Annotated in this window: 30 protein-coding genes; 8 read left to right on the forward strand and 22 right to left on the reverse strand. The window is 67.2% G+C overall.

The genetic code is table 11. The annotated features are described in order from the left end of the window. Positions 1–46: 46 nt before the first annotated feature. Positions 47–484, reverse strand: coding sequence for a type II toxin-antitoxin system Rv0910 family toxin (locus GH2_RS05835; RefSeq protein WP_066164388.1), 438 nt, complete (start codon positions 482–484; stop codon positions 47–49). 221 nt (positions 485–705) lie between these two features. On the opposite strand from GH2_RS05835, the gene GH2_RS22115 reads away from it, so the two are divergent. Continuing rightward, complete coding sequence (locus GH2_RS22115; protein ID WP_157086023.1) at positions 706–2,280, forward strand: PGRS repeat-containing protein; 1,575 nt, start codon at positions 706–708, stop codon at positions 2,278–2,280. A 104-nt stretch (positions 2,281–2,384) separates the two neighbouring features. Here GH2_RS22115 and rpsQ read toward each other — a convergent pair whose 3' ends face one another. The 12 genes from rpsQ to GH2_RS05900 form a co-directional block, all read right to left on the reverse strand. Next, entirely contained in the window at positions 2,385–2,663 is a 279-nt protein-coding gene (gene rpsQ / locus GH2_RS05845; RefSeq protein WP_066164399.1) for a 30S ribosomal protein S17, read from the reverse strand. Next, entirely contained in the window at positions 2,660–2,893 is a 234-nt protein-coding gene (gene rpmC / locus GH2_RS05850) for a 50S ribosomal protein L29 (protein WP_062393766.1), read from the reverse strand. Before rpmC ends, rpsQ begins: the two co-directional genes overlap by 4 nt. Then, positions 2,893–3,309 (reverse strand): 50S ribosomal protein L16, encoded by a 417-nt coding sequence (rplP, locus tag GH2_RS05855; protein ID WP_066164402.1) that lies wholly within the window; start codon positions 3,307–3,309, stop codon positions 2,893–2,895. The genes rpmC and rplP overlap by 1 nt, the downstream gene beginning before the upstream one ends. Before the next feature lie 4 nt (positions 3,310–3,313). Then, complete coding sequence (gene rpsC / locus GH2_RS05860; protein WP_062393767.1) at positions 3,314–4,117, reverse strand: 30S ribosomal protein S3; 804 nt, start codon at positions 4,115–4,117, stop codon at positions 3,314–3,316. Positions 4,118–4,119: 2 nt separating this feature from the next. Continuing rightward, entirely contained in the window at positions 4,120–4,527 is a 408-nt protein-coding gene (rplV, locus tag GH2_RS05865; RefSeq protein ID WP_066164405.1) for a 50S ribosomal protein L22, read from the reverse strand. Between the two features lie 2 nt (positions 4,528–4,529). Further along, positions 4,530–4,811 (reverse strand): 30S ribosomal protein S19, encoded by a 282-nt coding sequence (gene rpsS, locus GH2_RS05870; protein ID WP_026917259.1) that lies wholly within the window; start codon positions 4,809–4,811, stop codon positions 4,530–4,532. Between the two features lie 16 nt (positions 4,812–4,827). Then, positions 4,828–5,664, reverse strand: coding sequence for a 50S ribosomal protein L2 (gene rplB, locus GH2_RS05875; protein WP_066164408.1), 837 nt, complete (start codon positions 5,662–5,664; stop codon positions 4,828–4,830). A 32-nt stretch (positions 5,665–5,696) separates the two neighbouring features. Next, complete coding sequence (gene rplW / locus GH2_RS05880; RefSeq protein ID WP_062393770.1) at positions 5,697–6,002, reverse strand: 50S ribosomal protein L23; 306 nt, start codon at positions 6,000–6,002, stop codon at positions 5,697–5,699. Positions 6,003–6,004: 2 nt separating this feature from the next. Beyond that, positions 6,005–6,664: a 50S ribosomal protein L4 gene (rplD, locus tag GH2_RS05885; protein ID WP_066164411.1), complete on the reverse strand. Its 660-nt coding sequence runs from the start codon at positions 6,662–6,664 to the stop codon at positions 6,005–6,007. Further along, positions 6,661–7,317 carry a 50S ribosomal protein L3 gene (rplC, locus tag GH2_RS05890; protein WP_066164414.1) on the reverse strand — a complete coding sequence of 219 codons (657 nt, stop codon included), beginning with the start codon at positions 7,315–7,317 and terminating at the stop codon, positions 6,661–6,663. The genes rplD and rplC overlap by 4 nt, the downstream gene beginning before the upstream one ends. A 15-nt stretch (positions 7,318–7,332) precedes the next feature. Then, positions 7,333–7,638 carry a 30S ribosomal protein S10 gene (rpsJ, locus tag GH2_RS05895; RefSeq protein WP_003938093.1) on the reverse strand — a complete coding sequence of 102 codons (306 nt, stop codon included), beginning with the start codon at positions 7,636–7,638 and terminating at the stop codon, positions 7,333–7,335. A 500-nt stretch (positions 7,639–8,138) separates the two neighbouring features. Further along, positions 8,139–9,092, reverse strand: a complete 954-nt coding sequence (locus GH2_RS05900; protein WP_066164415.1) for a type IV toxin-antitoxin system AbiEi family antitoxin — start codon at positions 9,090–9,092, stop codon at positions 8,139–8,141. Between the two features lie 184 nt (positions 9,093–9,276). On the opposite strand from GH2_RS05900, the gene GH2_RS05905 reads away from it, so the two are divergent. From GH2_RS05905 to GH2_RS05920, 4 genes are all read left to right on the forward strand, one after another. Beyond that, the gene (locus GH2_RS05905; protein ID WP_066164417.1) at positions 9,277–9,768 is read left to right on the forward strand and encodes a hotdog fold domain-containing protein; all 492 of its coding nucleotides are present in this window, start codon (positions 9,277–9,279) and stop codon (positions 9,766–9,768) included. Further along, a complete protein-coding gene (locus tag GH2_RS05910; RefSeq protein ID WP_066164420.1) occupies positions 9,765–10,493 on the forward strand; it encodes a DsbA family protein in 729 nt (242 codons plus the stop codon). The genes GH2_RS05905 and GH2_RS05910 overlap by 4 nt, the downstream gene beginning before the upstream one ends. A 136-nt stretch (positions 10,494–10,629) precedes the next feature. Beyond that, positions 10,630–11,379 (forward strand): DsbA family protein, encoded by a 750-nt coding sequence (locus tag GH2_RS05915; protein WP_066164423.1) that lies wholly within the window; start codon positions 10,630–10,632, stop codon positions 11,377–11,379. A gap of 9 nt (positions 11,380–11,388) precedes the next feature. Next, entirely contained in the window at positions 11,389–12,042 is a 654-nt protein-coding gene (locus GH2_RS05920; protein ID WP_066165431.1) for a vitamin K epoxide reductase family protein, read from the forward strand. A gap of 95 nt (positions 12,043–12,137) precedes the next feature. On the opposite strand, the gene mftG is transcribed toward GH2_RS05920, so the two are convergent. Genes mftG through mftE form a run of 3 tightly spaced genes read right to left on the reverse strand, consistent with a single transcriptional unit; the run spans position 12,138 to position 15,516 of the window. Beyond that, positions 12,138–13,394, reverse strand: a complete 1,257-nt coding sequence (gene mftG / locus GH2_RS05925; RefSeq protein WP_066164426.1) for a mycofactocin system GMC family oxidoreductase MftG — start codon at positions 13,392–13,394, stop codon at positions 12,138–12,140. Then, entirely contained in the window at positions 13,394–14,806 is a 1,413-nt protein-coding gene (mftF, locus tag GH2_RS05930; RefSeq protein WP_084247341.1) for a mycofactocin biosynthesis glycosyltransferase MftF, read from the reverse strand. Before mftF ends, mftG begins: the two co-directional genes overlap by 1 nt. Beyond that, positions 14,803–15,516, reverse strand: a complete 714-nt coding sequence (gene mftE, locus GH2_RS05935; RefSeq protein ID WP_066164429.1) for a mycofactocin biosynthesis peptidyl-dipeptidase MftE — start codon at positions 15,514–15,516, stop codon at positions 14,803–14,805. Before mftE ends, mftF begins: the two co-directional genes overlap by 4 nt. A 193-nt stretch (positions 15,517–15,709) precedes the next feature. Between mftE and GH2_RS05940 the strand changes: the two genes are divergently transcribed. Then, complete coding sequence (locus tag GH2_RS05940; RefSeq protein ID WP_066165436.1) at positions 15,710–16,825, forward strand: CaiB/BaiF CoA transferase family protein; 1,116 nt, start codon at positions 15,710–15,712, stop codon at positions 16,823–16,825. Between the two features lie 103 nt (positions 16,826–16,928). Here GH2_RS05940 and GH2_RS05945 read toward each other — a convergent pair whose 3' ends face one another. Beyond that, a complete protein-coding gene (locus tag GH2_RS05945; RefSeq protein ID WP_244885315.1) occupies positions 16,929–17,618 on the reverse strand; it encodes a TetR/AcrR family transcriptional regulator in 690 nt (229 codons plus the stop codon). An 82-nt stretch (positions 17,619–17,700) separates the two neighbouring features. Here GH2_RS05945 and GH2_RS05950 point away from each other — a divergent pair, with 82 nt between their 5' ends. Together GH2_RS05950 and GH2_RS05955 are read left to right on the forward strand one after the other, a co-directional pair. Then, on the forward strand, positions 17,701–18,453 hold the full coding sequence (locus GH2_RS05950; protein ID WP_066164435.1) for an SDR family oxidoreductase: 753 nt from the start codon (positions 17,701–17,703) through the stop codon (positions 18,451–18,453). A 17-nt stretch (positions 18,454–18,470) separates the two neighbouring features. After that, positions 18,471–18,800, forward strand: a complete 330-nt coding sequence (locus GH2_RS05955; RefSeq protein ID WP_066164439.1) for a nuclear transport factor 2 family protein — start codon at positions 18,471–18,473, stop codon at positions 18,798–18,800. Positions 18,801–18,946: 146 nt separating this feature from the next. On the opposite strand, the gene GH2_RS05960 is transcribed toward GH2_RS05955, so the two are convergent. From GH2_RS05960 to mftA, 5 genes are all read right to left on the reverse strand, one after another. After that, positions 18,947–19,747 carry a mycofactocin-coupled SDR family oxidoreductase gene (locus GH2_RS05960; RefSeq protein WP_066164443.1) on the reverse strand — a complete coding sequence of 267 codons (801 nt, stop codon included), beginning with the start codon at positions 19,745–19,747 and terminating at the stop codon, positions 18,947–18,949. Between the two features lie 223 nt (positions 19,748–19,970). After that, positions 19,971–21,191: a pre-mycofactocin synthase MftD gene (gene mftD / locus GH2_RS05965; RefSeq protein ID WP_066164446.1), complete on the reverse strand. Its 1,221-nt coding sequence runs from the start codon at positions 21,189–21,191 to the stop codon at positions 19,971–19,973. A 253-nt stretch (positions 21,192–21,444) separates the two neighbouring features. Then, positions 21,445–22,725 carry a mycofactocin radical SAM maturase gene (mftC, locus tag GH2_RS05970; protein ID WP_066164449.1) on the reverse strand — a complete coding sequence of 427 codons (1,281 nt, stop codon included), beginning with the start codon at positions 22,723–22,725 and terminating at the stop codon, positions 21,445–21,447. A 4-nt stretch (positions 22,726–22,729) separates the two neighbouring features. Then, positions 22,730–23,101 carry a mycofactocin biosynthesis chaperone MftB gene (gene mftB / locus GH2_RS05975; RefSeq protein ID WP_066164452.1) on the reverse strand — a complete coding sequence of 124 codons (372 nt, stop codon included), beginning with the start codon at positions 23,099–23,101 and terminating at the stop codon, positions 22,730–22,732. Then, a complete protein-coding gene (gene mftA, locus GH2_RS05980; protein WP_157086024.1) occupies positions 23,101–23,193 on the reverse strand; it encodes a mycofactocin precursor MftA in 93 nt (30 codons plus the stop codon). Before mftA ends, mftB begins: the two co-directional genes overlap by 1 nt. Positions 23,194–23,198 lie beyond the last annotated feature (5 nt).

Below are 23,198 nucleotides of genomic sequence, written 5' to 3' on the forward strand. Positions count from 1 at the left end.
CGTCACAACCTGACAGCTGCAGCGTCACCGACAAACGCCGTCCGACTCACGCCCCGACCAGCGCACCGAACTGCGCCACCGACGTCTTCACGTCGTCCGACAGCGACTTCACCACTGCTTTGCCGACCGGGCCGGCCATCGGCAGGCCACCGAGTTCCAACTGGAACGAGACCTCGGATCCGCTCCCCGCAGGCCTCACAGCCAACACGATTCGCACCTTGACGCCCTTCTCCTTCCCGGAGAAACGAAACTCACTCGGGGGCGTGTAGGCGTCCACAGTCCAGTCAAAGGGCGCCGTAGCACCCTTCACTTCGAGAACGGACGACACCGACACTCCCTCCCGCAGCGATTCCCGCGACGGTGTCGCGCCGCGCCAACTGTCGTGGAACACCAGCCACTCGCCGAACCGCGAGAGGTCGGTGAGCGTCTCGAACACCGCTTCCGGGGGGAGCGCTACGACGACAGAGGAAACGGTCTTGGCCATGATTGACAATGATACGGGCTGGGGTCATATCACTGCCGCATCCCCCGAACGGCCTAAATGAGACGACTTGACCACGCGTCGCTCAGTCGCGGCAGTACGTTGCACTCACCCGCTCCTCCGGGCACCACTGTCGAAGAAGTGGGAGCCGCCGCGGCCCCGTCCACGACGACGCATCGCCAGAGTCGACCGACTGGCCGACACCGCCCTCCGGAGGAACAGACATGTCCGGCTCACACCGCAAGTCACGTCACAACAGCCCCGCCCGACGAGCCGTCAGCATCGGCAGGCGCAGCGTCGCCCTCGCCTCAACGCTCGTCCTCGGCGGAGCACTGGCTTCGCCCGTCGTACCGACCAGCTCAGCGCAGTCCACAACACCGGCCAACAACTTGGCCGAGCTCGCTCAGCACTTCCATGCACCCGCACCAACTCACCACATCGGCCTTCCGTCACCGACGACGACCGATGTCACGCTCGAGCAGCTCGCTGCCGCAGCCGCGAACCCCAGCGCAAGTCCTGGCCTGCGCCAGCTGGCCGCCCGCGTCGACCGAGTTCTGCGCAAGCAGACCGGTCAATCACTCGTCGACACGGCAGGACAACCGCGAAGCACCACCGCACCGACGCCGACCTCGCTACCGAGATCGTTCACCGCTCAACCAGCACTGTCATTCGTCACCGCACCCAACACGGGCCCCGTCTCCCCTCCGTCACCACTCACCTCTCCATCTCACCAACCATTGCAATCCACCGTCGTCAGCGTCACCGACGCCGACGGCTTCACCCTCAATCTGCTGATCATCACCATCCAGTACGCCCCCGGAACCAGCCCCGGCACCGGAGGCCTGCGCGTCTCACTCCTCGGCATCCTCCTCGTCGGCGACGGCGCCGACGGTACTGCCGCATCGCCCAACGGGCAGAACGCCGGCCTTCTCTGGGGCAACGGCGGGAATGGCTACGACGGGACGGACGGGGTCGCAGGCATCGACGGCGCACCCGCCTCCTCCGGCGATGGCTACAACGGTGGGGACGGTACCAACGGCACCAACGGTGGCAGTGGAGGCAACGGCGGTTGGCTCTTCGGAACCGGCGGCAACGGCGGCGCCGGCGGAAATGGCGGCGATGGAGGCACAGGAAGTACCGGCGGAGTCAGCTCCAGCGCCAACGGAGGAAACGGAGGTACCGGCGGGGAAGCAGGCTCAGGAGGATCGGCCGGTCGGGGCGGTCTCTTCGGAACCGGCGGTCTGGCAGGTCAGTCAGGCATCGCCGGTGATGGAGGCCGCGGAGGAAACGGAGGCACCGGAAGTGCGTCCGCAAACGGCGGTAGGGGCGGCGATGGCTACGTCGGCGGCGACGGCGGCGACGGCGGTCGGTCCGAGAACCACGCCGATGGCGGCCAGGGCGGAAGTGGGACCGTTCTCGGCGGCGACGGCGGCGACGGCGGGATCGGAAACGCCGCGGGCGGTGGGAACGGCGGACAGGCCTCTGCTCCGGGCGGCCAGGGTGGCAGCGGCGGTCGAGGCGGGGACGGCCCGATCTTCGGCTCTCCCGGCGGCGCGGGCGGCGCCGGCGGCGACGCACAGTTGGGTACTGGCGGTGCTGGTGGCGATGGCGGCAACGGTGGCACCGGCGGGTTCAACGGCGGCAACGGCGGCAACGGTGGAAAAGGCGGCGACGGCGGCGACGGCGTGGTCGGCGGCGCCGGCGGATCCGGCGGCAACGGCGGCGCTAGCACTCGTCCCGGCGAAGCCGGAGGCGCCGACGGTGCACCCGGCAAGAACGGCACCAGCACAGCCCCCTGACGACACATCACACACCCCACCAAAAACGAACCGCCCGTCCCGAGTCTCCTCGGGACGGGCGGTTCGCCAGTCTAGATACGTCGCTCTGAAGCGCCGATCAGGCCCTACTTGGCCTTCTCGAGCACCTCGACCAGACGCCAGCGCTTGGTCGCCGACAGCGGTCGGGTCTCCATGATGCGGACGCGGTCGCCGACGCCGGCCACCTGCTCCTCATCGTGCGCCTTGACCTTGCTGGTCGTGCGGATGATCTTGCCGTACAGCGGGTGCTGCGTACGATCTTCCAGCTCGACCGTGATGGTCTTGGTCATCTTGTCGCTGACGACGTAGCCGATCCGCTCTTTGCGGCTGGCGCGTACTTCAGTCACCTTCTGGTCCTCACTCATGCGTCTTCACCCTCCGGTCCGGACGCCAGGCCCAGCTCACGCTCGCGCATCACGGTGTACACGCGGGCGATCTCCCGGCGGACGGTGCGCAGCCGGCGGTTGTTGTCGAGCTGGCCGGTAGCCATCTGGAAACGAAGGTTGAACAGCTCTTCCTTCGACTCCTTCAAGCGAGCGACCAGATCGGCGTCGCTGAGCTCACGGAGCTCAGAAGCAGCAACTCCGAGTGCCATCAGAACTGCTCCTCTCGGGTCACGATACGGGTCTTCATGGGGAGCTTGTGCTGTGCGCGACGCAGTGCCTCGCGAGCAGTCTCCTCACTGGGGTAGCTCATCTCGAACAGCACGCGGCCCGGCTTCACCGGGGCCACCCACCACTCGGGCGAACCCTTACCGGAACCCATGCGGGTCTCGGCGGGCTTCTTCGTGATCGGGCGGTCCGGGAAGATGTTGATCCAGACCTTGCCACCACGCTTGATGTGGCGGTTGATCGCGATACGAGCCGACTCGATCTGTCGGTTGGTGATGTAAGCACCTTCCAGAGCCTGGATGCCGTAGTCACCGAAGGTGACCTTGGTTCCGCCCTTGGCCCGGCCCTTGAGGCTGGGGTGGTGCTGCTTGCGGTGCTTGACCCTGCGAGGGATCAACATGGCCTCAGCCCTCCTGGTTCTCTGCAGGCGCTGCGGCCGGCGCGGTGGCGTCGGCGGCAGGAGCCTGCGCAGCGTCGTTGCGACCGCCCTGACCACCGCGCGAGTCACGGCGCGGACGGCTCGGACGACGCGGGCCACGACGGTCCTCGGACGGTGCGGCTGCTGCCAGCTCGCGACGTCCGCCGACGATGTCACCCTTGTAGATCCACACCTTCACGCCGATGCGGCCGAAGGTGGTGCGTGCCTCGTAGAGCCCGTAGTCGATGTCGGCGCGCAGCGTGTGCAGCGGCACGCGACCCTCGCGGTAGAACTCCTTGCGGCTCATCTCAGCGCCGCCGAGACGACCCGAGCACTGGACGCGGATGCCCTTGACGCCCGGCTGACGCATAGCCGACTGGATGGCCTTGCGCATGGCGCGACGGAAGGCGACGCGGTTGCTCAGCTGCTCGGCCACACCCTGTGCGACGAGCTGTGCGTCGGCCTCGGGGTTCTTCACCTCGAGGATGTTCAGCTGCACCTGCTTGCCGGTCAGCTTCTCCAGGTCGCCGCGGATGCGATCGGCCTCGGCGCCGCGGCGACCGATGACGATGCCCGGGCGAGCGGTGTGGATGTCGACGCGGACACGGTCGCGGGTGCGCTCGATCTCAACCTTCGAGATGCCTGCGCGCTCGAGGCCGGTGCTCAGCAGCTTGCGGATCGCGACGTCTTCCTTGACGTAATCCGCGTACTGCTTGTCGGCGTACCACCGCGAGCTCCAGTCGGTGGTGATGCCCAGACGGAAGCCGTGCGGGTTGATCTTCTGGCCCACTGTTAGGCTCCCTTCTTCTTCTGCTGCTGGCGACGCCCGGATCCCGCGTTCTCTCCGCCGGCCACGACCACGGTGATGTGGCTGGTGCGCTTGCGGATGCGGAAGGCGCGACCCTGTGCACGCGGCTGGAACCGCTTCAGGGTCGGGCCCTCGTTAGCGAAAGCCTCCGAGACGACGAGGGTCCGGCGATCCAGGCCCACGTTGTTCTCGGCGTTGGCGACGGCGCTGGCAAGCACCTTGTAGACCGGCTCGCTGGCGGCCTGCGGGGCGAACCGCAGGATGTCCAGGGCCTCGTCCACGTTCTTGCCGCGGACCAGGTCGAGGACGCGGCGTGCCTTCATCGGGGTGACGCGAACAAACTTCGCGGTCGCCCGTGCGCTCTGTACTGCGTTGTCAGTCTCAGTAGTCATGGTTACCGGCGCTTCGCTTTCCGGTCATCCTTGATGTGACCCTTGAAGGTGCGGGTGGGGGCGAACTCGCCCAGCTTGTGACCCACCATCGACTCGGACACGAACACGGGCACGTGCTTGCGACCGTCGTGGACCGCAAAGGTGTGACCGATGAAGTCGGGGATGATGGTCGAGCGGCGCGACCAGGTCTTGATGACCTGCTTGGTGCCCTTCTCGTTCTGCACATCCACCTTCTTCAGGAGGTGGTCGTCGACGAACGGGCCCTTCTTCAGGCTGCGTGGCATTTTTTACCTCCTCCTATTATCGCTTGTTCTTGCCGGTACGACGGCGGCGGACGATCAGCTTGTCGCTGGCCTTGTTCTTGCGGGTACGGCCCTCGACCTGACCCCACGGGCTGACCGGGTGACGGCCACCAGAGCTCTTGCCCTCGCCACCACCGTGCGGGTGGTCGACCGGGTTCATGACGACACCGCGGACGGTAGGACGCTTGCCCTTCCAGCGCATGCGGCCGGCCTTGCCCCAGTTGATGTTGCTCTGCTCGGCGTTGCCGACCTCGCCGACGGTGGCGCGGCAGCGCACGTCGACGCGACGGATCTCGCCGGAAGGCATACGCAGCGTGGCGTACGGGCCTTCCTTGCCCAGCAGCTGGATCGACGCGCCGGCGCTACGAGCCATCTTCGCGCCGCCGCCCGGACGCAGCTCCACGTTGTGGACCTGGGTACCGGTCGGGATGTTGCGCAGCGGCAGGTTGTTGCCCGGCTTGATGTCGGCGTTCGGACCCGATTCGACGACGTCGCCCTGCTTCAGGTTCTTCGGCGCCAGGATGTAGCGCTTCTCACCGTCCACGTAGTGCAGCAGCGCGATGCGCGCGGTGCGGTTGGGGTCGTACTCGATGTGCGCGACCTTGGCGTTGATGCCGTCCTTGTCGTTACGACGGAAGTCGATCAGACGGTAGGCACGCTTGTGGCCGCCACCCTTGTGACGGGTGGTGATGCGACCGTGCGCATTGCGGCCACCGGTGTTGTGCAGCGGACGCACCAGCGACTTCTCGGGGTGCGAACGGGTGACCTCGGAGAAGTCGGCGCCGCTCGAACCGCGACGACCCGGGGTCGTCGGCTTGTACTTACGAATTGCCATGAGTCTTAGTCCCTACTCTTCTTCGCGGGCGGTCAGGAGACCGCGCCCCCGAAGATCTCGATGGGCTTGCTGTCAGCGGACAGCGTCACGATGGCGCGCTTGGTGTCCTTACGCTTGCCGTAGCCGTAACGGGTGCGCTTGCGCTTGCCCTGACGATTGGCGGTGTTGACGCTGGAGACCTTCACATCGAAGATCGCCTCGACGGCGATCTTGATCTGAGTCTTGTTCGAATCCGGGTGCACCAGGAAGGTGTACACGTTGTCTTCGATCAGCCCGTAAGCCTTCTCCGAGATCACCGGCGCCAGGATGATGTCACGCGGGTCTGCCTGCGTAGCCATTCCTAGGCCTCCTTCTTCTGGTTCTGCTCGATGAAGGCGTTCAGGGTCTCAACGCTGAACACGACCTCATCCGAGTCGAGGACGTCGTAGGTGTTGAGCTGATCCGGCGCGATCGGCAGGACGTTGCCCAGGTTCGCGACGCTCTTCCATGCGGTCTGATCCTCACGGGAGAGGACGACCAGGAACTTGCGACGCTCGCTCAGCAGCTCCAGGAACTGGCGGGCTGCCTTGGTCGACGGGGTCTGGCCTGCGACCAGCTCGGTGACCACGTGGATGCGCTCGTTGCGAGCACGGTCCGACAGTGCGCCACGGAGAGCAGCAGCCTTGACCTTCTTGTTGACCTTTTGCGTGTAGTCGCGCGGCTGCGGACCGAAGACGGTGCCACCACCGGCGAACTGCGGTGCGCGGGTCGAACCCTGACGTGCGCGGCCGGTGCCCTTCTGGCGGTACGGCTTGGCGCCGCCGCCGGAGACCTGACCACGGGTCTTGGTCGCGTGCGTGCCCTGACGGCCGGCGGCCTGCTGGGCGATGACGACCTGGTGCATGACCGAGATGTTCGCGGTTGCGTCGAACAGCTCGGCAGGCAGGTCGACGGTGCCGTCGGTGCTGCCGTCAGCCTTGCGGACGTCGAGCGTCAGCTTGGTTGCGGTTTCGGTGCTCACTTGTTGCCACCCTTCACTGCGTCGCGGACCACCACGATGCCGCCCTTGCGGCCGGGGATCGCGCCCTTGATCAACAGCAGACCGGCTTCGGCGTCCACCTTGTGGACGGTCAGGTTCTGCGTGGTCACCTTGTCGGAGCCCATGCGGCCTGCCATGCGGGTGCCCTTGAAGACGCGACCCGGCGTGGCGCAGCCACCGATGGAACCCGGCGAACGGTGCACGCGGTGAGCACCGTGGCTGGCGCTCAGACCCTTGAAGCCGTGACGCTTCATGACACCGGCGTAGCCCTTGCCCTTGGAGGTTCCGGTCACGTCGACCTTCACACCATCGGTGAAGATGTCGGCGCCGAGCTCCTGGCCGACCTCGAACGCCGAGATGTCGTCGATGCGAATCTCGGTGAGGTGGCGGCGCGGGGTCACTCCGGCCTTCGCGAACTGACCGGAGACCGGCTTGTTCACCTTGCGCGGGTCGATGGCGCCGTACGCGAGCTGGATGGCGGTGTAGCCGTCACGGTCTGCGGTGCGCAGCTGCGTGATGACGTTGGAGCCGGTCGCGATGACGGTCACCGGGACGACCCGGTTCTTCTCGTCGAAAACCTGGGTCATGCCGAGCTTGGTGCCCAGGATTCCCTTGGTTGCATTCTGATTGCTCATTTAGTCAATCCCCCGTCACTGAATGTTGACGTCGACACTGGCCGGGAGGTCGATGCGCATGAGCGCGTCGACCGTCTTCGGCGTCGGGTCGAGGATGTCGATGAGTCGCTTGTGCGTGCGCATCTCGAAGTGTTCGCGGCTGTCCTTGTACTTATGCGGCGAACGGATAACGCAGTACACATTCTTTTCGGTGGGCAACGGCACCGGGCCGACCACACGTGCACCCGTGCGGGTCACGGTCTCCACGATCTTGCGCGCAGAAGCGTCGATCGCCTCGTGGTCGTAGGCCTTGAGCCTGATGCGGATCTTCTGTCCCGCCACGCTGTGTCCTCTTCCGTCTGTTCATCTCTCGACAGCACAACACCGCGTGACTCCACACCTGCGGTAATGACTCGCAGGCGGCAACTGATGCCACATGACCACGCCATGACATTTGGCGGATCGACGCTGTTCTACTGTCGTTGTACGGTGCCGAACTCTCGTCCGGCTGTCGGTTTGCACCGACTCGCCTCCGGCACCCGCGGTCGGGCGTGTCGGACCGGATCCCCGGATGAAATCTCATCCGGAGCCTCACCGAGGTGAGGTTCCGCGTTACACGCCCAGCTCCGCGCTTTTGCGGCCTGAGGAAGTTGGTCTACCCCTCGCGGGGCAACCTGAATAGTATGCAGCACGACGCGGCCTGGATCAAATCCCGGGACGTCGTGACCTTGGTCTCCCCGCGTCGGCCCGCTTCACTCTGTCCACCGCACGTCACCCCTTCAGTCACTCCCCACCGCCTCAGCTGAGGATGTGACGAGCGATCAAGAGTGTGACGAGGCCCGTCAGAGCGTCGGAAGCCGGTGAAAGTTCTCGAGCCAGTACTTCACCCGCGGGATCATCCGATTGTTCTCCAGGTCGGCCCAGATCCAGCGAACCACCATGATGCCGAGGGCGCGCAGCCGATCCTCGCGTTCCTTCTCCCGCGTGATCGCCTCGTCGCGCGCCTCACCCGGCCGGAGGAGACGACCGTACTTGATCTGTCCGTCGAACTCGCCGACCAGCCGGCAGTCCCAGTCGAAGTCGGAACGGTACTCGTGCCCCTCGGCTACGTGCGTGCACTGCAGTACCGGGAGCCGCAGGTTCTCGGTGATCATCTGCGCCCGGCTCCACGACTCGCCGACCGACTCCGACAGCCGCGTCGCGAACCGCAGCGCACGTCGCGCGACCCGGACGCCCTGATTACGTCGACCACCCAGCATCTCCGCCATCGTCTCGCGCGACGCCCCTCGGGCGAGCGCCATGTCGAACACCGTCAACGCCTGGGCGAACGACGCGCCGGCCGTCGCCACGTCGACCGCCGTCCGTTCCAGCGAGGTGACTCGGAACCGACCCAGGTCGACGACGTCGTCGTCGGGCAACGCGACCGCGTGGACCTGCCGCTCTGCTCGACGACCACCTCCGCTTCGGGCGTCACGTGTCACGTGCACCAGACTGCGGTCGGGTTTGAGCAGCGCGATGCCGTGCACGGCTGCCGCAGACTGATGACTCAGGACGACGCCGTCGCCGCACCGCAGCGAGGTGACCGCGGCCAGTCCGCGCAATCGATACAGTTCGTCGGCGCCGTCGTCCGTGGTGAACCACGGATCGGCCCGCACAGAGACGCCCGGTGCCAAGAGAATCAGGTCGCCGCGACGGACCGCGGACCCGAGAGCGGTGTCCGACCACCCCTCCGCGAGCACCGCGGTTCGTCGAATCAGTCCGAACTCGTCGGTCGGCAGCAGCTGAACGTCGTACATCGACTCCCCCTCGATCGCTGCCGCCCATCGTCGAACACCTTCGCAAAAGAGGCGAATGCGCTATCCACAGTTCTGCGAACGCACCAGAGCACAGCCTCAACCCCTCGTCACACCCTCAGCCGATGATGTGACGAGACAGTGAGGGGGTGACGCCCGGATCGGACAGCCGATATCATCACCAGCTATGGCTGATACTTCGAGTAACACCAACAGTGCGACGTTGGCGCTCCGCCGCCGACTTCCCGACAACAGACTCGGCGACGTGCTGTTCTCGCTCGGTCTGATGGCGAAGGCGCCGTACTTCGCCACCGTCCTCCCACTCGTGGAGGAGATCGAGCCCGGCTACGCCCGCGTCGCCGCACCCAAGTGGTTCGGCGTCCACAATCACATCGGGACGTTCCACGCGATCGCCGCCTGCAACCTCGCGGAAGCCGCAATGGGTGCGCTGATGGAGGCGACGACGCCGAACACGCATCGGTGGATCCCCAAGGGCATGAGCACGCAGTACCTGGCCAAGGCGACGACCGGCCTGACCGCGCACGCCGAACTCGCCGCCCCGGTCGACTTCGCCGAGATCACCGAGGGTCGCGACGTCGTCGTCTCCATCCGCATCCTCGACAAGGCGGGCAAAGAAGTGGTGCACTGCGACATCACGACCTGGGTGACGCCGAAATGAGTCGCCTGCGCGCGATGATCGTCGGCGCCATCGCGGCCGTCATGGTCCTCGCAGGTTGCAGCGTCGACGGCACGGCCGTCAAGGGCTCCCGCGACGACCCCAGTCGGACGTCGGACGTCCTCCCCACCCAGCCCGCGCCGACCACCTCCGATTCGGGCGCACCGATCACCGCCGACGGCGGATTCCGAGTCACCGCCTCCGACGACGTCCAGGTGGTCGTGACGGTGATCGAGGACATGGCGTGCCCGGCGTGCCGGGCGTTCGAATCCGCCTACGGCTCGACGCTCGATCAGATCGCCTCGCTGCCGGGCGCCGCGGTGGAGTACCGCATCATCTCGTTCCTGGACCGGATGAGCGACGACGAGTACTCCTCGCGGGCGGCGAACGCGTCGTACTGCGTCTGGAACCGACCCGGCGGCGATGCCGACCGCCAGGACGTCTGGCTCGCCTTCCAGAGTTCCGCGTTCCGAAGCCAGCCCGCTGAGGGCGGCCCCGGTCTGCCCGACGAGAAGTTGATCTCACTGGCGAAGGCGGCCGGCGCCGACGACGTCGCCGACTGCATCACCGCGGGTCGCTACCGCGATGCGGTGCGCGCGGCCTCGTCGACGACGACGTCCGACCCGTCGTTCGAAGGCACCCCGACCGTACTGGTGAACGGCGAGAAGGTGGACCTCCGCTCGGTCGGCACACTGCTCGACACGGTGACGGCGTTGCTACCGGACTAGCCCGATCCGGACTTTCGGATCAATTCGGTGCTCCTGTAATGAGTTTCTTAGGTAGTGGACAGTAGGGTTGCACGGGTAACGACCGTGCGCGCGAGCGCGCGGCACTCGACGCGAGCACTCAAGCGGAGGAAGAATCGTGGCGCAGAAGAGCCGGACCGTCATCGACCCCCGGGAGGCGGAACGCCGCCGGTCCCTGCTGTACAAGATCGGCGCGGTCGTCGTCCTCGTCGCCGTTGCGGCGGGCGTGGTGATCTGGGCGGTCAGCCACAACAGCGACGGGCCGTCGACTACCGGCGGTTCGGCGACGCCGACGGTGCTGGGTGAGAACGGCGCGATTACCATCACGAAGGCGCCGAAGGGCACCGATCCGAAGGTCACCGTGCGACTGGTCGAGGACTTCCAGTGCCCGGGCTGCGGCTCGTTCGAGCGCACCTACCGTTCGACGATCGACAAGCTCGCCGAGAACCCGCAGGTCGCCATCGAGTACACCCCGATCGCATTCCTGAACAGCATGTCGACCACCGACTACTCCAGCCGCGCGATGAACGCGTCGACGTGTGTCGCCGAGTCCACCGCCAAGGACGGCGACTGGACCACGTGGCTCAAGTTCCATGCGCTGCTGTTCGAGAAGCAGCCGGCAGAGGGCGGCTCGGGTCTGCCCGACAGCGATCTGATCTCGATGGCGCGTGAAGCGGGCGCCGACGGCATCACCGAGTGCATCAACAACAACCAGTTCGGCCAGTGGGTCACCAAGACCACTCAGACGGTCACGTCGAACCCGGAGTTCACCGGCACCCCGTGGGTCCGCATCAACGACCAGAAGTTCGAGGTCACCGGCGACCCACAGGCGCTGATCCAGGCCGTCGACGCAGCCCTCGCCAAGTAAGTGGGAGCGATGAGCGACGCCGCCGAGACCGCATCCGTCACCCCCGCAGCCGACGAGCCGGAGTCCCCGGCGGCGTCGACCGGAAGTTTCTGGTCGCAGCCGCGGTCGGCACCGATCGCGACCGGCTGGGTGCTGCTGGTGACGGGTGCACTCGGCATGGCGGCGGCCATCGCCCTGCTGCTGGACCGCATCCAGCTGCTGATCGACCCGAGCTTCGTGCCGGCGTGCAGCATCAACCCGATCATCTCGTGCGGCTCGGTGATGGTGACCGAGCAGGGCAAGTTCTTCGGATTCCCGAACCCGATGCTCGGACTGCCCGCGTTCGCAGTGATCCTGGTGACCGCCGTGCTGACCCTCGGGCGGGTCCGGCTCCCCCGCTGGTACTGGTTGGGGCAGGCGATCGTCACGTTCCTCGGTCAGATCTTCGTCGGGTATCTGATCTTCCAGAGTCTGTACCGCATCCATGCACTGTGCCCCTACTGCATGGTGGTGTGGACGATCGTCCCGATCATCTTCCTGCTCAGCATGTCCCGCGTGCTGCCCGACGGCCACCGCGGCCGCTCGATGCGCGAGTGGCTGTGGATGCTGCTCCCGCTGTACTACGTCGTCGTGATCTCGATGATCACCGTCGAGTTCTGGGATTACTGGAAGACGTTGATCTGAGTGTGAATCTCGGCGGTCACCGAGTACTGCGCTGATTTCCCGAGACACATGGCGACATGTCCGAGTCTCAGGACTCGGAGATGTCGCCATCGTTGTCAGATCGACGCGGCCACCAACCCCGCCACCGCCATCACGCTGGCGTGCGGACCCGACCGCAACGGTGCGGGCAGCACCGATCCGTCGGCCACATGCAGGCCGGTGAATCCGTCGACGGCGCCGGCGGCGTCGACCACCCCACCGAGCGGCAGGCTGCCCCACGCGTGCGACGACATCCCGATCGCGTCGTCCACGCGCACCGACCCGGGTTCGACGAGGTCTGCGAACTCCTCGCTGTCGAGCATCTCGCGCACCAGGTCCACGCCGGCGTCCATCCGTCGGAGCGACCCCGCATCGGGCTCCCCCAGATCGAGCGCATCCGCCGTCAGTGAGCCTTGGGTGCCGACGCCCATGTCCGCGACGCCGATCGCGATCCCGGTCCGCGGCACCCCGGCGATGAACGCGGCGAAGTCGTCGCCGTAGCACCGGAGCTCCAGGCCGTCGGCAGTATGCAGCACCGTCTGCAACAGCGCGGGCGCGGCGACGCGACACCGCGGGGTGAACCGAACGAGTCGCTCGGCGTGCTCGTGGATCGGCAGCTCGCCGAGCAGCGGTACCGCGAGCGCACCGCTGCCGAGTGCACCCGCGGCCAGGATCACGGTGCCGGCGTCGACGCGGCCCGCCGACGTCTCGACTCCGGTGATCCGACTACCCGCGACGGCGAGCCCGAACACCTCGATGTCGCCGAGAACGGTGCGCCCGGGACGCGGATTCTTCAGGAATCCGTCGACGGCGGTGATCCGGCGTCCGTCGCGGTGATTGCTGCGGATCCGATGGAGACCGACAGCCGGGAAGGGCAGCTGGGCGGGCTCAGCCGCTCGGTCGCGCCAGTACCGCTCGAACGCCGTCGCGACCGTGCCGACCTCGTCGTCGGCGAAGGCGCTCACCGACATCGTCTGTTCGACGGCGTCGAACTGCGCAGCGATCTGCTCGATCGGCCACGGCCACGCGGCGTAGTCGTCGCGATGTCCGCGGAGGAAGTATCCTCCGTTGACGACCGAGGAGCCGCCCAGCCCGCGCCCGCGCACCACGTCGCGACCGCGCGCCTCCGGGTAGCGATGCACACGCAGCGCCCCGGGCTCGATCGGCAGCCGCGTGAGGCGGGTCTGGGACGCGGGCGCGGGCGCGGCGGTACCGGCGTCGAGCAGCACGACGCGCCGCGCGGGATCACGCGAGAGTCGTTCCGCCACCACGCAGCCCGCGCTCCCCGCGCCGACGATGACGACGTCGGCCGTGGCGAACGCGGGCGTCGCCATCAGCGTGTGACGACCGGACGCAGCGCGCCGAGACTGCGGCCGGCGATGGCCCCCTGCCAGAGCCCGAGCCCGTAAGCGAAATCGTCGAGCCGGTGCATCACGGAGTAGCCGAGCGGTTCGACCATCGGCGACGACGGCTCGTCGAGCCGAGTGCGGACCCACGTCGCGACGGCTTCCGCGATGGCCGCCTCCACGAACCAGCGGCGAAAGCGCGGGGAGACGATCAAACCCACCACCGACAGCGGCCAGTAATGCCGCAGCACCGCCGACCACACCTGCAGCACGCCGAATCCGAGTGCACGTCCCACGTTCCGTGCCGCGATCAGATCGCGTGCGGGCACGCCGGCGAGCGGACCGCGGAGGCGGTGAAAGATCCACCCCGACAGCACGGTCGCGACCACGAAGCCGATCCGCGTCCGCGACAGCAGTGCCAGGACGGCCACGGCGAGCGGCACGCTGGTCATCACCGGGGCCACCAGCCCGCCGTGGCGACTCGCCAGCTGGGCCGCGCCCGTGCCGTAGAAGCGTCGTCGACCGAGCAGTCCGCGCAGCGTGTCGCGGTGGTCGTGCGCGACGTGCGCGATCGGGTCGTAGCGGACCACCCAGCCCGCCGCGTGCGTGCGCCAACAGAGGTCGACGTCCTCGGCCACGCGCAGCGTCTCGTCGAAGCGTCCGAAGGCCTCCCGCCGCACCACGAGCGCGGCGCTGGGCACGTATGCGATCGGCGTGCCCGGGCGGACCGGCCCCTCGTGCGGGCCCATGTCCAGGGAGGAGAACTGATTCGCGTATGCGGCGACGGGTCGCCCGCGACGATGCCGATCGTGCTCCAGCCCGACGATCCGCGGCGCGACGATGCCGACCATCGGATCCGAGAAGTGACTGAGCAGCATCATGAGCCACTCTCCACGCGGCACGGTGTCGGAGTCGAGGAAGGCGACGAACGGGGTGTCGGCGGCGTCGAACCCGGCGTTGCGCGCCGCGGCGGGACCGGCGTTGACCTCAAAACGGATGACCCGGCACAGATCATCGTCCGGAACCGTGAGCGGCGTCGGTGAGCCGTCGTCGACGACGATCACGCGGAGTCCGGGCAGTGCGGCGATCAACCGGTCGACGCCCGCCTGGTTGCCGCGGGCGGGGATCACGACGGTCACCTGGTCCTCGCGCGGGCCGGTCATCGGACGCGGGTGGGCGATCCCGGCGTCGAGCAGCTTGCGTGCGAGACCGCGGGTACCCGCATCGCAGACCTCGATGCGCCCGTCGTCGGACGTCATGCCGAGCGCGGCGTCGGAGAGCTTGAGGACGCGCAGCGGCGAGCCGCCGACGAGGGTGCGGAGGTCGCCGCGGCGCACGCAGCGGTGATCGATCTGGACCTGGAAGCCGACCGGCAGATCCGTGGTGGACGGACTGGTCACCGAAGCCTCCCGGAGGCGTCGACGGTCCAGGATTCGAGTGCGGCGGTCAGCCTGCCTGCGAGGTCGTCGAGCAACGCCTCGCCTGTGGCGGCGTCGGCGGTCGTGGGATCGCCGAGGACACCGCTCGGCGCCACCGCGGCGACACCGCCCTCGCGCAGCGCGTCGAGCAACTCGGCGATGGGCTCGGTGTTCCCTGCGGCCACGTGCTCGTCGCGCACCTGAGACGGCGCCAGCGCCCGCATCACACTGGTCTCGGTGTGGCCTGCGTGAGCGTCCGCGTCGGGAAACGCGCACGGAAACCACGCGGCGTCGCGACCCTCGTACCGCAAACGCGCAACCGCATTCGCGACGGCGTGCGCGTTGCCGCCGTGCGCGTTGACGAAGACCAGCCGATGCGCCCAGCGCATGGCGCTGCGTCCGTACTCCAGAATCAGCAGCTCCAAGGCCTCGCGACCGATGGAGATGGTGCCAGGGAAACCCTCATGCTCGCCCGACGCCCCGTACGCGATCGCAGGCGCCACCAGCGCAGTCCGCGAGTCGTCCACGGTGGCAACGGCTTTCCGTGCGACGGCGACCGCGACGCGGCCGTCGGTGTCCAACGGCAGGTGCGGTCCATGCTGCTCAACGGCCCCCACGGGCACAATTATCATCGGCTCAGTTCCAACGAGATCGCGCCACGTCCGGGACGCCAGTTCAGTCGCCGGTGTCATTGCGCCAACGTTACCGATACCGACCCGAGGTAGGGAACGCCTGGGCCCGTTTTTCGCGCCGGCCAAGGCCTCACCTGAACCACTGACCACAGCAGCCCAGGAAACCCATTCCGGTACACGTGTATAGTGACGCTTCGAAGCGTGATACACACCACGCATCCTCCCCCACCGAGTTTCTGTGATCGGAGTTTCCTTGACTTCTCCCGCCACCCGTCAGCCGTCCGGCCGCTCCGGCCCGCTCGCCGGAATCCGCGTCATCGAGTTCGCAGGCATCGGGCCCGGGCCGCACGCCGCGATGCTGCTCGCCGACCTCGGCGCCGACGTCCTGCGCGTTCAGCGTCCGGGACAGCTTCCCGAGGCCGGCCGCAACGCCGACGCCCTCCTCCGCGGCCGCCGGGTGGTGGAGGCCAACCTGAAGAACCCCGCGGACCGCGAGACCATCCTCAACCTGGTCAGCAAGGCCGATGTAGTCCTCGAGGGCTTCCGTCCCGGCGTCATGGAACGCCTCGGCTTCGGCCCCGACGATCTTCACGCCGTGAACCCCGCCCTCGTCTACGGTCGCATGACCGGCTGGGGTCAGACCGGCCCCCGGTCCGAGCTGGCCGGCCACGACATGAACTACATCTCGCTCACGGGCATGCTGAACGCGATCGGCCGCACCGAGGAGCGCCCGACCCCACCGCTCAACCTGGTCGGCGACTTCGGCGGCGGCTCCATGTTCCTCGTGATGGGCGTGCTGGCCGCCCTCGTCGAGCGGGCGAGCTCCGGCAAGGGCGAGGTGATCGACGCCGCGATGTGCGACGGCGCGTCCGTCCTGGGACAGATGATGTGGGCGTTCCGCGGCACCGGCCTGTGGCAGGACCGCCGCGGCGTCAACCTCCTCGACACCGGTGCCCCCTACTACGAGGTGTACGAGTGCGCGGACGGCAAGTGGATGGCCGTCGGCGCCATCGAACCGCAGTTCTACGCCGAACTCCTCAAGGGACTCGAACTGGATCCGGCGTCCTTGCCGCAGCAGAACGACACCGCCAAGTGGGGCGAGCTGAAACAGATCTTCACCGACACGTTCAAGCAGAAGTCCCGCGACGAGTGGGCCGCGATCTTCGACGGCACCGACGCCTGCACGTCGCCGATCCTCGACTACACCGAGGCGCCGAGCGACCCACACCTGGCCGCGCGCGGCACCCTGGTGGAGATCGACGGCGTGATGCAGGCCCAGGTGGCGCCGCGGTTCTCCCGGTCGACCACCGAGACGCCGACCGGCCCGGCCCGCGAGGCGACCGATCCCGCCTCCATCTGGGCGGACTGACACCAGCACTCCAAACTCCTGCTCTCTCAGCGAGGTCCGACGGCAATCTTCCGTCGGACCGGGCTGAGAGAGCAGGAGTTTGCCGTTTCAGAAGTAAGGAGCGCTACTCCGCGTCCGCCAATCGGCGCAGCCACGACGCCAGCAACGCGGTCTCCGCCTCCCCCAACACGTCAGGGCGACTGACCGCGTAGTCGAGCGCGGTCAGCAACGCCGCTCGTTTCGACGCGTCGTCACTGTGCACACCCGTGATGCCGGCGATCACCGCATCGCGCGCCGCAGCCGTGAGCTCCGGGTCCGGCGCGGCGAGGATGATCTGCCGAAGCGTCACTCCGATGTTGGTCGCGAGGATGTGCGCGGCCGCCTGGTCCGCGGACACCGCGAGGCGCCCCTGCTGCTCGGCGGCACCGGTGAGCTCACGCAGCATCTGGGTCGGCCGAGCCAGTGCCGGCCGGACATCACCCGGCCGAACCTGGCCGTACATCAATGTGTAGAAACCCGGGTTCGCCAACCCGAAGGCGACGTGCGCATCCCAGCCGTCGCGTAGATCCTGGATCGGATCACCACTGGACTCGTGTGCCGCCTTCGCCGACAGATACAGCTCGAACCCGTGCTCGACGACCGCGTCGAGCAGCCCTTCCTTGCTGCCGAAGAAGTGGTACAGCGTCGGCATGCGCACACCCACGCGTTCGCACACCGCCCGCAGCGAGATCTCCTCGCCGGGTGATGCGGCGATCAACTCGGCAGCGGCCTCTAACAGGCGTTCTCGTGTATCGCCTCGCGCTTTCTCTGTCACTCCGCTACAGTAACTCCATATCATCGATATGTATTTACATATCGTTGATATACGAACACCGGGACATCAGAAGGGGAATCGCATGACACAGGATCTGACCGGCAAGAAAGTCCTCGTCGCAGGTGGCGGAAAGAACCTCGGCGGCCTCATCAGCCGCCTCGTCGCAGCAAACGGGGCCGACGTCGCCGTCCACTACAACTCCGAATCGAGCCGCACCGACGCCGAGCAGACCGTCGCGGCAGTGCAGGAGCAGGGAGGTCGGGCCGCCCTCTTGAGCGGCGACCTCACCGACCCGAACGCCGTCGAGAAGTTGTTCGCCGACGCGACGGCCGAACTCGGCGGTGTCGACGTGGCCGTGAACACCGTCGGCAAAGTGCTGCGCAAGCCGATCGCCGACACCACCGAGGCCGAGTACGACTCGATGTTCGACGTCAACAGCAAAGCCGCGTACTTCTTCATCAAGGAGGCCGGCCGCAATCTGAACGACGGCGGCAAGATCATCACCATCGTCACGGCGCTGCTGGCCGCCTTCACCGACGGCTACTCGACGTACGCAGGAGGCAAGAGCCCGGTCGAGCACTTCACGCGCGCCGCCGCGAAGGAGTTCGGCACCAGAGGCATCTCGGTCACCGCGATCGCCCCCGGCCCGATGGACACGCTCTTCTTCTACGGCCAGGAGACCCCGGAACGGGTCGAGTTCCACAAGTCGCAGGGCATGGGCAATCGCCTGACCAGGATCGAAGACATCGCGCCGATCGTCACCTTCCTCGCCACCGAGGGCGCCTGGATCACCGGCCAGACCATTTTCGCCAACGGCGGCTACACCACCCGCTGACCCGAGAGGACCATCAGATGAGCACCGTACTCAACGCACCCGTCGACGCCTTTGTCGAGGCGGTGAACAACCATGACGAAGCCGCCGTGCTGAACGCCTTCACGGCGGACGGCTTCGTGGACGACTGGGGTCGCATCTTCACCGGACGCGACGCCATCAAGGCCTGGAGCGACAAGGAGTTCATCGGCGCCAACGGCACGATGACAGTCACCGACGTCCGGTCGGACGGCGGCGACGTCGTCGTCATCGCCGACTGGCGCAGCTCGTGGGCCAATGGTCTGAGCAGCTTCACCTTCCGCCCGGCAGGCGATCAGATCGCCGCCATGATCATCCGCGGCGCCGAATGATCGGATAGGCCGAACGCATGAGCGCCGACGACGAGCACCGGCCTGCGGCGATCTCGATACGGTCTCGGCTGGCGCCTCGACCTACTCGATCAACGTATGGGGGCTCGACCAACGCATGAGGGCTCGACCAACGTATGGGGGTCGCCTCAGACCTTGGTCTCGCCCATGTCGATCTGGAATTCGGAACCGGTGACGGCGACGGCGGTCGACAGGTAGACGACGGCGTCGGTCAGGTCGTCGACGCTGGCCACCGGGTAGTGGTCCATCATCGACGGGAAATGGCGACCCCAGTCCTGAAAGGCCTTGATGGCCTGCGAGTCCTCGAGCCCCATCGGCGTGTGCACGGCGTACGGGTGGACGGAGTTGACTCGGATCCGCTGCGGTCCGAGCTCCTTCGCCGCGGTCTGCGCCAGACCACGGAGACCGAACTTCGACGCCGAGTACGACGCCTGCGCGGGCATCGCCTTGATGCCCGCGCAGGACGAGATGATGACGATGCTGCCGCCGTTGCCCGCCGCGATCATCGCCGGAATGGACGACTTCAGCGTCTTCCACGTGCCGACCAGGTTCACGTCGACGACGTCGGTGAACTGCTCCTCGGTCATCTCCCAGGTGAGACCCCAGGTGAGGATTCCGGCATTGGCGATCACATGGTCCAGGCGCCCGAACCGCTCGACGCCGTCGGCGACCAACTGCTGTTGGAAGGCGAGGTCGCGGGTATCGCCCTGCCGGGCGAGGATCGTGCCACCCGCCTCCTCGACCAGCCGGACGGTCTCGGCGAGATCGTCCGCAGACGCTGCTGGATAGGTCGTGTGGTCCGCGACGCGATCAGCGATGTCCATACCGATGATCGACGCCCCCTCCTTCGCGAACCGGAGTGCATGATTGCGCCCCTGGCCTCGGGCGATGCCCGTGATGTACACGACCTGACCGTCGAACTGTCCCATTGCCGAACACCTTCCTGAAGCACACTGGATTCGCCGAACTGTAACACGTTCTAGTGTTGCTTCCCGGGTGCAGGCTCGTCAGACCCGGCGCGCGTCGGCTGGTCTTGGACGTGGGCTGGTCTTGGACGTCAGTTGGTCTTGGACGTCACCTGGTCTCGACCGACGCCTCGGCCTTCGGCCTCGGACGTCGGCTCGACCTGTCGCTCCGCTCCACTCCGCTCCATCACTCCGCTCCAAACACCCGCTCGAAGCCCTCCGGGATGATCAGGTCGTCGCGCGAGAGACCGGCGACGTCGGACTTGCCGAGTCCCATGAGCGCGGAGTCGACACCCATGCGCATCAGGTCGAGGACGTTCTCGACGCCGGTCTGGCCGTTGGCGGCCAGACCCCACAGGTAGGCGCGGCCGATCATAACGGCCTTCGCTCCGAAGGCGAGCGCCTTCACCACGTCGCTGCCTCGGCGGATGCCGCCGTCGAGCAGCACGTCGACGTCGCCGCCGACGGCGTCGGCGATGGGGCCGAGGACGCGGATGGTAGCGGGGGTGCCGTCCAGGTTGTTGCCGCCGTGGTTGGAGACGGAGATGGCGGTGGCACCGATCTCGACGGCGCGCTTGGCGTCGTCGATCCGGGTGATGCCCTTGACCATGAACTCGCCGTCCCACTGCTCACGGAGCCACTTCAGGTCCTCCCACGTGGGGGGCGGGGTGTTCATCCACTGGCCGTAGACGTCGAAGAAGGTGGGGCCCGGCTGGCCCTTGTGCGCGATGTTCGGTGCGGAGAGGTCCGGGATGATCAGCTTGCCGTCGCGGAACCAGCTCAGCGCGTAGCTCGGCTTGGTGATCATCTCCGGCGCGAGCTTGGCGATGGCGTTGAGATCCACCTGCTCGGGAATCTCCGGGCTGCCCCAGTCGCGGCCGACGTTGAACACCCAGTCGGTGGTGACGATGAGACCCTTGCAGCCCGCCTCCTTGGCGCGCTGCGCGCGGGCGAGGATGTCTTCCTTGCTGCCGAGCCAGTAGATCTGGAAGAAGATCTTGTCGTTGACCGCGGTGACCTCTTCGACCGGCTTCGAGGCGAAGCTCGACAGCCCCATCGCGGTCCCCCGGTTGGCAGCGGCCCGCGCGACGGCGACCTCGCCGTCCGGGTTCACCGCCTGCACGCCGGTCGGCGAGATCATGACGGGGAACGGCAGTTCCTGCCCCATCACCGTGGTCGTCAGGTTGCGCTCCGGCGTGGTGCCGATGACGTGCGGTGCAAAGCCGAGTTCGCCATAGGCGTCGACGTTGTCGTTGACGGTGATGCCGGCCTGAGTTCCGGCGATCAGTGACGAGTAGACCGTCTTCGGCAGTCGCTTCTTAGCACGACGCTGAGCCTCCCCGACTGTCTCGAACCACGGGTTCCGACGCCAGGGATTCTTCTCCATGATCTCGGAGATTTTGGACATGATGATATTCCTTCGGTGTTTCAAAGTTGATTTGAGCAGCGCAAGGCGCTGCCCCTCGACGCCACCCCCACGCTGATCGAGTAGCCCGAGGCGACGCCGCCCCCACGCTGATCGAGTAGCCCGAGGCGACGCCGCCCCTACGCTGATCGAGTAGCCCCAGGCGACGCCGCCCCCACGCTGATCGAGTAGCCCGAGGCGCTAGCCGAGGGCGTATCGAGATCGCCGCGGGCAGAATAGTGAGAGTCAGCTGACCTCAGCAGGACGAGCATCCCGACGCGGTCGTCGGCATGAACCCGGCGAGCGGGTTCTCGTCGCAGTCGCGCGACGGCGGTCGGGTCATCAGCGTCAACGGGACACCGCGCGAGTGGTCCTTGTTGGCGGACGGCTTGGAACGCTCTCCTGCGAGCAGCGCTTCGCCGTACCCCTGAACGCATTCGGGATCGGGTCCGTCGAGCGGCAGGCCGGTGAAGAACTTGGCCGCCATGCAGCCGCCGCGGCAGGAGTCGTAGAAGTTGCAGCTGGCGCAGGCGCCCGCACTCTGCGGCTCACGGAGTTCGGTGAACAGCTCGGACCGCTGCCAGATCTCCTGGAATCCACCGTCGGTGGTGATGTTGCCAGCGAGGAAGTTCTCGTGGATCGCGAACGGGCAGGCGTAGACGTCGCCGACCGGGTCGATCAGGCAGACCACACGTCCGGCACCGCACAGGTTGAGACCGGGCAGTCCGCTGCCGCCGCCCTCGCTGAACGCCGACAGGTGGAAGAAGGAGTCGCCGGTGAGGACGCGGTCGCCGTGTGCGACAAGCCAGTCGTACAGCTCCTTCTGCTGCTCGGGCAGCGGATGAAGGTCGTCCCACACGTCGGCGCCGCGACCCGACGGGCGCAGTCGAGTGATGCGCAGGGTGGCGCCGTACCGGTCTGCGAGAGCCTTGAACTCGTCGAGCTGGCTCACGTTGTGCCGGGTCATCACGACGCTGATCTTGGCGTCGCCGAACCCCGCGTCGCGCAGGTTCTCGAGCGCGCGGACGGCCATGTCGAACGAGCCGGGACCGCGGACGGCGTCGTTCACCTCGGCGGTGGCGCCGTCGAGCGAGATCTGGACGTCGACGTAATCGGATGCCGCGAGTCGCTCGGCGACCTCCGGCGTGATCCGCAGCCCGTTGGTGGAGAACTTGACGCCGACCTGGTGGTCGGTGGCGTAGTCGACGAGCTCCCAGAAGTCCGGGCGCACGGTCGGCTCGCCGCCGCCGATGTTGACGTAGAAGACCTGCATGCGCTGCAGCTCGTCGATGATCGCCTTGCACTGCTCGGTGCTCAGCTCCCGCGGATCGCGCTTGCCGGAACTCGAGAGGCAGTGCACGCACGCGAGGTTGCAGGCGTAGGTCAGCTCCCACGTCAGACAGATCGGTGCGTCCAGTCCGCGCTCGAACTGGTCCACCAGCCGACCGACCTTGGGCGGCGCGGGGACGTTCAGCGGCGGAGTGGTCGACGGCATGCCGAGCAGTTCGGCGCCGGGGCGGGTTTCCACGGTGGTCACGATGTCACTCCTGGGTGGGGGCGGCTGCGGCATCGGCGACGTCGGGGGCGACCTCGACGATCATCCCGGAGACGCACAGGGCAGAGAGGGCTTGCAGGTACAGCGGACGCTCCGCGTCGGCGATGCCGGTGGCGGCCATCGCGGCGTCAGCGCTCGGGTGCTCGGACAGCGCCTGGACCAGGTCGACGACGACGAGGTTCTTCAGGAACGAGAGCTTGCGGGTGCCGAAGTGGTAGAGCAGCGCGCCGAACGGCTCCGGGCGCAGCGCCACCTTGGGGTTGAGCTTCCAGGCACGCGCCGAATCAAATGCAGTTTCCGGGGTACTGCTTCCGGCGACCATGGGGTCGCCGGAAGCAGTGGTCGATGGCGCCGTCATCAGTAGACGCCACACATCCCGTCGATGGACACTTCCTCCACCAGCGACTCAGCAACAAGCTCCTGCTGGGTCGAGTTCGCCTGATCGGCCATATGAA

The sequence above is a fragment of the Gordonia hydrophobica NBRC 16057 genome (assembly GCF_001592365.1).
In the GTDB taxonomy this organism is placed as follows: domain Bacteria; phylum Actinomycetota; class Actinomycetes; order Mycobacteriales; family Mycobacteriaceae; genus Gordonia; species Gordonia hydrophobica.

Coding starts and splice junctions, on each gene's coding strand:
- rpsS (WP_026917259.1), bottom strand. CDS start 4,811: ATGCCACGCAGCCTGAAGAAGGGCCCGTTCGTCGACGACCACCTCCTG.
- GH2_RS05955 (WP_066164439.1), top strand. CDS start 18,471: ATGAGCACCGTACTCAACGCACCCGTCGACGCCTTTGTCGAGGCGGTG.
- rplW (WP_062393770.1), bottom strand. CDS start 6,002: ATGGCTACGCAGGCAGACCCGCGTGACATCATCCTGGCGCCGGTGATC.
- rplV (WP_066164405.1), bottom strand. CDS start 4,527: ATGACTACTGAGACTGACAACGCAGTACAGAGCGCACGGGCGACCGCG.
- mftE (WP_066164429.1), bottom strand. CDS start 15,516: ATGACACCGGCGACTGAACTGGCGTCCCGGACGTGGCGCGATCTCGTT.
- mftD (WP_066164446.1), bottom strand. CDS start 21,191: ATGTCCAAAATCTCCGAGATCATGGAGAAGAATCCCTGGCGTCGGAAC.
- mftB (WP_066164452.1), bottom strand. CDS start 23,101: ATGACGGCGCCATCGACCACTGCTTCCGGCGACCCCATGGTCGCCGGA.
- GH2_RS05950 (WP_066164435.1), top strand. CDS start 17,701: ATGACACAGGATCTGACCGGCAAGAAAGTCCTCGTCGCAGGTGGCGGA.
- GH2_RS05835 (WP_066164388.1), bottom strand. CDS start 484: ATGGCCAAGACCGTTTCCTCTGTCGTCGTAGCGCTCCCCCCGGAAGCG.
- mftA (WP_157086024.1), bottom strand. CDS start 23,193: ATGGCCGATCAGGCGAACTCGACCCAGCAGGAGCTTGTTGCTGAGTCG.
- GH2_RS05900 (WP_066164415.1), bottom strand. CDS start 9,092: ATGTACGACGTTCAGCTGCTGCCGACCGACGAGTTCGGACTGATTCGA.
- rpsQ (WP_066164399.1), bottom strand. CDS start 2,663: ATGAGTGAGGACCAGAAGGTGACTGAAGTACGCGCCAGCCGCAAAGAG.
- GH2_RS05905 (WP_066164417.1), top strand. CDS start 9,277: ATGGCTGATACTTCGAGTAACACCAACAGTGCGACGTTGGCGCTCCGC.
- rplB (WP_066164408.1), bottom strand. CDS start 5,664: ATGGCAATTCGTAAGTACAAGCCGACGACCCCGGGTCGTCGCGGTTCG.
- GH2_RS05910 (WP_066164420.1), top strand. CDS start 9,765: ATGAGTCGCCTGCGCGCGATGATCGTCGGCGCCATCGCGGCCGTCATG.
- rplP (WP_066164402.1), bottom strand. CDS start 3,309: ATGTTGATCCCTCGCAGGGTCAAGCACCGCAAGCAGCACCACCCCAGC.
- GH2_RS22115 (WP_157086023.1), top strand. CDS start 706: ATGTCCGGCTCACACCGCAAGTCACGTCACAACAGCCCCGCCCGACGA.
- mftG (WP_066164426.1), bottom strand. CDS start 13,394: ATGGCGACGCCCGCGTTCGCCACGGCCGACGTCGTCATCGTCGGCGCG.
- rpmC (WP_062393766.1), bottom strand. CDS start 2,893: ATGGCACTCGGAGTTGCTGCTTCTGAGCTCCGTGAGCTCAGCGACGCC.
- rplC (WP_066164414.1), bottom strand. CDS start 7,317: ATGAGCAATCAGAATGCAACCAAGGGAATCCTGGGCACCAAGCTCGGC.
- GH2_RS05920 (WP_066165431.1), top strand. CDS start 11,389: ATGAGCGACGCCGCCGAGACCGCATCCGTCACCCCCGCAGCCGACGAG.
- GH2_RS05960 (WP_066164443.1), bottom strand. CDS start 19,747: ATGGGACAGTTCGACGGTCAGGTCGTGTACATCACGGGCATCGCCCGA.